Source organism: Lysinibacillus sp., assembly GCF_032093475.1.
Classification (GTDB): Bacteria; Bacillota; Bacilli; order Bacillales_A; family Planococcaceae; genus Lysinibacillus; species Lysinibacillus irui.
This window is the reverse complement of sequence record NZ_DAMDAY010000161.1, coordinates 1-8,094: the sequence shown is the minus strand read 5'-3', so window position 1 is coordinate 8,094 and position 8,094 is coordinate 1. Positions and strand designations below refer to the sequence as shown.

At 40.4% G+C, this 8,094-nt stretch carries 7 protein-coding genes; all 7 read left to right on the top strand.

Annotated features, from left to right (window positions below; genetic code table 11):
• Positions 1–1,143: adenosylcobinamide amidohydrolase (locus RT445_RS21900; RefSeq protein WP_313471555.1), on the top strand; the 1,143-nt coding region annotated here is incomplete at its 5' end.
• Between the two features lie 12 nt (positions 1,144–1,155).
• Positions 1,156–1,719 (top strand): cob(I)yrinic acid a,c-diamide adenosyltransferase, encoded by a 564-nt coding sequence (locus RT445_RS21895; protein ID WP_004231536.1) that lies wholly within the window; start codon positions 1,156–1,158, stop codon positions 1,717–1,719.
• A gap of 269 nt (positions 1,720–1,988) precedes the next feature.
• Positions 1,989–4,223, top strand: coding sequence for a heterodisulfide reductase-related iron-sulfur binding cluster (locus RT445_RS21890; protein ID WP_313471553.1), 2,235 nt, complete (start codon positions 1,989–1,991; stop codon positions 4,221–4,223).
• Positions 4,224–4,421: 198 nt separating this feature from the next.
• Positions 4,422–5,627 carry an acetyl-CoA C-acetyltransferase gene (locus RT445_RS21885; protein ID WP_274795521.1) on the top strand — a complete coding sequence of 402 codons (1,206 nt, stop codon included), beginning with the start codon at positions 4,422–4,424 and terminating at the stop codon, positions 5,625–5,627.
• Positions 5,627–6,478 (top strand): 3-hydroxybutyryl-CoA dehydrogenase, encoded by an 852-nt coding sequence (locus RT445_RS21880; RefSeq protein WP_274795522.1) that lies wholly within the window; start codon positions 5,627–5,629, stop codon positions 6,476–6,478. The genes RT445_RS21885 and RT445_RS21880 overlap by 1 nt, the downstream gene beginning before the upstream one ends.
• 56 nt (positions 6,479–6,534) lie before the next feature.
• Complete coding sequence (locus RT445_RS21875; protein WP_274795523.1) at positions 6,535–7,671, top strand: acyl-CoA dehydrogenase; 1,137 nt, start codon at positions 6,535–6,537, stop codon at positions 7,669–7,671.
• Between the two features lie 241 nt (positions 7,672–7,912).
• A partial coding sequence (locus tag RT445_RS21870) for a hypothetical protein (protein ID WP_313471552.1) occupies positions 7,913–8,094 on the top strand: 182 nt, incomplete at its 3' end.

Sequence of the window (8,094 nt, the reverse complement as noted above, 5' to 3'; positions counted from 1 at the left end):
TTTTTCTCGAGTTGGTCTGAACAGGATGAACAGGCTGTACAACATGCTATGCTACAAACAGGCGTGAAGCGTTATGAGTATACTGCCATGGAATTTTTATCTGGCGGTGAACAGCAAAGAGTTTTTGTTGCACAAGCATTAGCTCAAACAGCTGAAATTTTACTGCTGGATGAACCAACGAATCATCTTGATATTGCACACCAACGTCAAATTTTAGATTTGGTTCGGCAGGAAGCTGTGGAGTGTGGTTTAACGGTAGTGATGGTCCTACACGATATGAATTTAGCCTCTCTTTATTGTGATGAATTATTGCTTATGGAAGGCGGACAAATGAGAGCACTTGGTGCACCACATGAAGTATTAGTTGCTTCCCAAATCGAAGAAGTTTATCAAGCTCGAGTGACTACCTATGCCCATCCTGAATTACCAAAACCACAAATTACAATGATGCCCTCAGCTACCGACTTTCAGGAGCGGGCTGTCATCAAAAAGGAACATTTCACCATAACAGAACATTATATTCAACTCAAGACAGAGATTCCTTTAAAAACAGTATCCTCTGCTGTTCATAATCCTGGTATCGGCTGGCATAACTGCTTATTAAATCGCTCTGTACCTAGTGATTATGTCATTAGTGATGTGAAGAGAGAAGTCAACGAGTTTTTGCGTAAGGGTAAATTTTCGCCTACAAATACGGTTGTTATGTTAACAGCAGTACCAACATCTCTAGTAGCAATGAATGAATTTTCTGCTCCTTTTGGCAGTATGATAGTAGCTGTAACAGCTGGTGTAGGGAATGCGGTTGATGTGTCACGTGTACATGAAAGACAGGATGATCCATATATTGGTACTATTAATACATGGGTCATTATCAATGGCTGTTTATCGGAGGAAGCATTTTTTCAGGCAATGATGACAGCTACTGAGGCAAAAACGAAAGCTTTACATTCAGAAAATATACGTGACGAGCGTAGTGGTACCATTGCTACAGGAACTGCTACAGACAGTCTTTTAATTGCAGCGACGCAAAAAGGAGAAGAAATGCTGTATGGTGGTCCAATTACAGAGGTTGGTAAAATGATTGCTAAAGGTGTTTATGAGACAACGGTTCAGGCAATCAGAAATTATAAAAATTCATTTTAGGAGATGAGAGAAATGAAGCTTTACACGAAAACAGGTGATACAGGGAAAACAAGTCTTATTGGAGGTCGCGTTGATAAAGATAGTTTGCGTGTTGAAACATATGGGGCGATTGATGAATTAAACTCCTTTATTGGTAAGGCTGTTAGTGAATTAGATCAAGCGCTTTTCAAGGATATTTTGACAGACCTAGAAACAATTCAGCATGAACTATTCGATGCAGGTGGGGATTTAGCCAATGTGATGAAAGAGCGCCACTATAAATTAACAGAACAACCAATTGAGGTGCTTGAAGCACGTATTGATGCATTATCCGATGAAGCACCACCGTTACAACGCTTTATATTACCAGGAGGTGCACCAGCAGCTGCTACTTTACACATTGCTCGTACAGTTGCACGTCGAGCAGAGCGTGAAATGGTAACGCTTATGAAGGAAGTTGAGGATGTGCCAAAGGTTGTTCAAAAATATTTAAATCGATTATCAGATTACTTATTTGCTGCTGCACGTGTTGTGAATGCTCGATTAAATGTAGCAGATGTAGAATATATTCGTAGCGGCAATGTCTTTAAAAAATAAAATGTAATTTAATGTTGTATCAGTGAATCTCTAGTTGTAATTGATTAGGAAAGTAAAAAATGCTACTTTGAAAAAAATTCAGGGTGGCTTTTTTTCTTGTAAAATGTAAGAATATAAAATTATCAGAAATATTTCCGTTTTATGTTGACTGAATGCTCACTCATTTATTAGAATAGGAATATAATGATAAAGTGACGTACATTTCCGTATGAACTAGCAAATTTTCCACAAAGAGAGAAAATGACGACAAACTAAAGGGGGGACCAACCATGAGTCCATTATTAATTGCTAACATTGTCTTAACAGTCGTGGTTGTGCTTTATGCAGTAGGATTGTTCTTCTATCTGTTAAAAACACGCTATAAATATGTGCAATTGGGGAAAAAGGTTGAGTTTGATGAAAGTGTTAAGGAACGACTTCGCTATATTATGGTCAATGTATTTGGTCAAAATAAGCTATTAAAGGATCCGAAAAGTGGATTAATTCACGTTATGTTTTTCTATGGGTTTTTAATGGTACAGCTAGGTGCTATTGATTTAATCTGGAAGGGGTTAGCACCAGGATCACATCTGCCATTAGGCATATTCTATGGTGTCTTTACATTCTTCCAAGAGCTTGTGGTTTTAATGATTTTAATCGCAGTAGTGTGGGCATTCTACCGACGCTATGTGGAAAAGCTAGTGCGTCTAAAGAGAGGATGGAAAAACGGTCTTGTATTAATTTTCATTGGGGGATTAATGGTATCAACATTACTTGCCAATGGTATGGGGTTAATTTGGCATGGTGAAGGATTAACGTATACAGAGCCAGTTGCTTCTAGCATCGCTGCTATTTTTGGTTTCTTACCTACATCAGTAGCTGCTGGAGTATTTTATGTCATGTGGTGGGCACACCTTTTAATTTTACTAACATTCCTTGTGTACGTTCCACAATCTAAGCATTTCCATTTAATTGTAAGTCCGCTAAACGTTTACATGAATCGTTTAGATCGCACAGGTACATTAACACCAATCGATTTTGAGGCTTTAGAAGAAGCTGGTGAAAACGCTGAAAGTGAAGAGGATATGCCTTCAATTGGGGTTGGGCGCATACAGGACTTCACGCAAAAGCAAATGCTAGATTTGTATTCTTGTGTAGAATGTGGGCGCTGTACAAATATGTGTCCAGCAACAGGAACAGGAAAAATGCTATCTCCAATGGATTTAATCGTAAAACTACGCGATCATCTAACATTTACTGGAGCTGTTGTAACGAAGCAAAAGCCTTGGGTACCATATCAATTCTTTGCCAATACAAAGGGTAATCAACTTGCAATGGCTGCTGGTGCTGAAGGTGCTGTGATTGAAGATATTTACAGTCCATCTTTAATTGGCGATGTCATTACGGAAGAAGAAATTTGGGCTTGTACGACTTGTCGTAACTGTGAGGATCAATGTCCAGTAATGAATGAGCATGTTGATAAAATCATTGACCTACGTCGTTATTTAACAATGACGGAAGGGAAAGTAAACCCAGATGCGCAACGTGCTATGACAAATATCGAGCGACAAGGAAACCCTTGGGGCTTAAACCGTAAAGAGAAAGAAAACTGGCGTGACCTTGATCCAACAATCCATATTCCAACAGTAAAAGAGCTGAAAAAATCTGGTGAGGAAATGGAGTACTTATTCTGGGTTGGCTCGATGGGGGCATTCGATAACCGTTCTCAAAAAATTGCTTTGGCGTTCTGCCGCTTATTAAACGAAGCTGGTGTGAAGTTTGCAATTTTAGGTAATAAAGAGAAAAACTCTGGGGATACACCTCGACGTTTAGGCAATGAATTTTTATTCCAGGAGCTAGCTACAGCAAATATTGATGAGTTTGTTAAAAACGATGTGAAAAAAATCGTAACAATTGACCCTCATGCTTACAACATCTTTAAAAACGAATATCAAGATTTTGGCTGGAAAGGTGAAGTTTATCACCATACTGAATTATTAAATCAGTTGATTGAAGAAAATCGTCTAGCGCTAAATTATGAGGTGCATGAAACAATTGTTTTCCATGATTCTTGTTACTTAGGACGTTATAACGATGTCTATGATGCTCCGCGTGAAATCTTACGAGGTATTCCAGGCGTGAAGCTTGTAGAAATGGAACGAAACCGCGAATCAGCTATGTGCTGTGGTGCTGGGGGAGGCTTAATGTGGATGGAAGAGCATGTCGGTAACCGCATTAACGTGGCGCGTACAGAGCAGGCTCTTGCAACAAATGCATCTGTTATTTCCTCTGGATGTCCTTACTGCTTAACAATGCTAGAGGATGGAACAAAGGCAAAAGAAGTGGAAGATTCAATTGGAACATTTGATGTTGCAGAATTACTAGAGCGATCAGTGTTTGGTGAAAAAGTGAAGGCTACAGAACAATCTTCTGAAGAAGCAAAAGAAGATACACTTGAAGAAGTCGTAGCGTCAGTAGAAAACATTCAACAAGACGAGAATGTTGAAGCAAACGCAGAAAAATGATCACTATTGCAGAAATATTTTAGTTATCTGAAAAATATAAATTGCACAATAAAAAATTGTTTTGTAGAATAAGATTAAATAGAAATGGGAGTTGAAATAACAAACTCCCATTTTTTATCGATAGGAGTCGAGCGAGCGTTCAGTCAATAAAATGCTTCACTACTTCATCGAGTACGTAAAACAAAAGGGGTGTTTTACTTGAATAGAACTGTAATTTTAGCAGGAGCAAGAACAGCATTTGGTAAATTTGGTGGTTCATTATCGCCATTACATGCAAGTGATTTAGGGGCAATTGCAATAAAAGGTGCATTAGAGAAAGCAAATATTGCATCAGAAGAAGTCAATGAAGTGATTTTAGGCTCTGTATTACAAGGGGGACAGGGGCAAATTCCTTCTCGACAGGCAGCAATAAAAGCCAATTTACCAATAGAGGTAAAAACAGAAACAATTAATAAAGTTTGTGCGTCGGGGATGCGGGCTGTAACATTAGCCGATCAATTGATTCGATTAGGGGACGAAGAAGTGATTGTTGCTGGTGGAATGGAGTCTATGTCCAATGCTCCGTACTATCTATTAAATGGTCGAAATGGTTTAAGAATGGGAGATTCCACAATGGTGGATGGCATGCTATATGATGGTCTAACTTGTGCTTTCGATAAAGCAAGACCACATATGGGGAGCTATGGCAATGCGACGGCTCAAGAGTTTTCACTAAGCCGTGAGGAGCAGGATGCTTGGTCAGTACGCAGTCATGAACGTGCTCTTGCAGCAATTGACAAAGGATATTTTGCAGAAGAAATCGTACCGGTAGAGATTCCTCAACGCAAAGGCGAGCCGCTTATTGTCGATACAGACGAAGCACCAAGAGCAGGTACATCCTTGGAGGTACTAGCGAAGCTGAAACCAGCCTTTGATAAGGATGGCACAATTACAGCAGGTAACGCACCTGGCGTTAATGATGGTGCATGTGCCCTTGTTGTTATGAGTGAGGAACGAGCAGCACGTGAAGGCAGAGAGCCCTTGGCAGTAATTATTGGGCACGAAGAGCTAGCAATAGAGCCTGAAAATTTCCCGCAAACTCCTGGTCTTGTTATTAATAAATTGCTGAAAAAGACTAATAAATCATTAGCTGATATTGATTTGATTGAAATTAATGAAGCCTTTGCAGCAGTTGCTTTAGTTAGCAAGCAATTAGCTGATTTAGATGCAGAAAAGGTCAATGTAAATGGCGGTGCAGTTGCTTTAGGTCATCCGATTGGGGCGTCTGGAGCACGTATTATTTTAACGCTTGCACATGAATTAAAGCGCCGTGGTGGGGGTATTGGCATTGCAGCAATTTGTTCAGGCGGTGGTCAAGGAGATGCAATTATGATAGAAGTACCGAAAACAGGGGGACTGAACTAATGGGAATTCAAAAGGTAATGGTCATTGGTGCAGGGCAAATGGGCTCTGGCATTGCACAGGTTTGTGCACAAGCAGGCTATGAAGTGAAATTAAACGATATCAAACAAGAATTCTTCGAGCGTGGGATTGGGGTTATTACAAAAAATCTTTCACGTGATATAGAAAAGGGTCGTAAAACGGAGGATGAGAAGGCGGCTATTCTAGGTCGAATTACTATGTCACTAGATTTACAGGATGCTAGTGATGTAGACATTATCATTGAGGCAGCTGTAGAAAATATGGACATTAAGCAATCCATTTTTAAGCAACTTGATGAAATTGCACCTACACATGCTATTTTAGCTACGAATACATCTTCACTGCCAATTACAGAGATTGCAGCGGTAACAAATCGTCCGGAACAAGTAATTGGGATGCACTTTATGAATCCGGTACCTGTTATGAAGCTTGTAGAAATCATTAGGGGATTAGCAACAGCGGATGAAGTGTACAAAGCTGTTGAAGAGATGACGATTAAGTTATCAAAAACACCAGTGGAAGTAAATGACTTCCCAGGTTTTATTTCAAATAGAATCTTGCTTCCGATGATTAATGAAGCAATTTATGCACTTTATGAAGGCGTAGCTACAAAGGAAGCAATTGACGATGTTATGAAGCTTGGTATGAATCATCCAATGGGACCATTAACATTAGCAGACTTCATTGGCTTAGATACTTGCCTATACATCATGGAGATTTTACATGAGGGTCTAGGAGATAGTAAATATCGTCCTTGTCCACTGCTTCGCAAATACGTAGCAGCAGGCTGGCTAGGGAAAAAATCAGGAAGAGGCTTTTACGTATATGAATAATCCTATGGGGATGGGGTTATAGATGCAACGGACAACTTAGAGGGGTGACATTATAGATGCATTTGCAATTTACAGATGAGCAAATTATGATGCGCGATATGGTTCGTAATTTCGCTCAAGAAAAAATTCAACCATGGGTAGAGCGAATGGAGGCAGGGGAATTCCCCCGAGAGATTCTTCAACAAATGGGTGAACTAGGATTAATGGGGATTACAACACCAGAAGACTTAGGTGGATCTGGTATGGATTTTACATCGTATATTATTGCGATCAATGAACTATCGAAAGTAAGCGCTGTAATGGGGGTTATTTTATCGGTGCATACATCGGTAGGTACAAATCCTATCATTTACTTCGGGAATGAAGAACAAAAGAAACGTTATGTACCTAAGCTTGCAGCAGGGGAATATTTAGGGGCGTTTTGTTTAACAGAGCCGAGTGCAGGTTCGGATGCTGGTTCATTACAATCAAAGGCAGTAAAAGATGGCGATGAATACGTCATAAATGGCTCAAAAGTATTTATTACAAATGGTGGTGAGGCTGATGTGTATATTGTCTTCGCATCGACTAACCCTACTGATAAAACACGAGGTATTTCGGCCTTTATTGTCGAAAAAGGAACACCTGGCTTAATTATTGGAAAAGATGAACAGAAAATGGGCTTACACGGCTCACGTACTGTTCAATTAACATTTGATAATTGTCGTATTCCAGCCGACAACCTACTTGGGGAAGAGGGGGAAGGCTTCAAGATTGCGATGGCCAATTTAGATGTTGGACGCATTGGTATTGCAGCACAGGCATTAGGTATTGCTGAAGCAGCACTAGAAGCGGCTACTGCTTATGCAAAGGAACGTGTACAATTTGGTAAACCAATTGCTACACAACAAGGGGTTGGCTTTAAGCTAGCTGATATGGCAACAGCGGTTGAATCAGCAAAACTATTAGTCTATCGCGCAGCAGATTTACGTGCAAAAGGTTTACCTTGTGGAGCGGAAGCCTCAATGGCTAAACTCTTTGCATCACGAACAGCTGTACAAACTGCAATCGAAGCTGTTCAAGTATTTGGCGGCTATGGCTATACAGAAGATTATCCAGTAGAACGCTACTTCCGCGATGCAAAGGTCACAGAAATCTATGAAGGCACAAGTGAGATTCAAAGATTAGTCATTAGTAAACATTTACTGAAATAAAGCCTGATGTTAGGTTATGTTGATGAATTAATGGAGGAGAAAGTCGCTCTGTATAATGGGGAAATCGATCAAATAAGTGTGGACACCGTTCAGAAGAGAGAGAACTCCGCTTAAAGAAGGGATAGAACCCTTTTATGGGAGAAATGCACTCAAAGGAAGTGGAGACCGGCTCTAAAGTTTGAGAAACCCGCTCTAAAGTGTGAGGAATCCGCTCAAAGGAAGTGGAGACCCGCTCCAAAGTGTGAGAAACCCGCTCAAAGGAAGTGGAGACCCGCTCCAAAGTGTGAGAAATCCGCTCAAAGGAAGTGGCAACCCGCTCCAAAGTGTGAGAAATCCGCTCAAAGAGTGTGGCAACCCGCTCCAAAGTGTGAGAAATCCGCTCAAAGGAAGTGGAGACCGGCTCCAAAGTGTGAGAAACCCGCT

Excerpts from the sequence above, each read along its gene's own strand:
- RT445_RS21895 (WP_004231536.1), top strand. The coding sequence starts at position 1,156 with ATGAAGCTTTACACGAAAACAGGTGATACAGGGAAAACAAGTCTTATT.
- RT445_RS21890 (WP_313471553.1), top strand. The coding sequence starts at position 1,989 with ATGAGTCCATTATTAATTGCTAACATTGTCTTAACAGTCGTGGTTGTG.
- RT445_RS21880 (WP_274795522.1), top strand. The coding sequence starts at position 5,627 with ATGGGAATTCAAAAGGTAATGGTCATTGGTGCAGGGCAAATGGGCTCT.
- RT445_RS21875 (WP_274795523.1), top strand. The coding sequence starts at position 6,535 with ATGCATTTGCAATTTACAGATGAGCAAATTATGATGCGCGATATGGTT.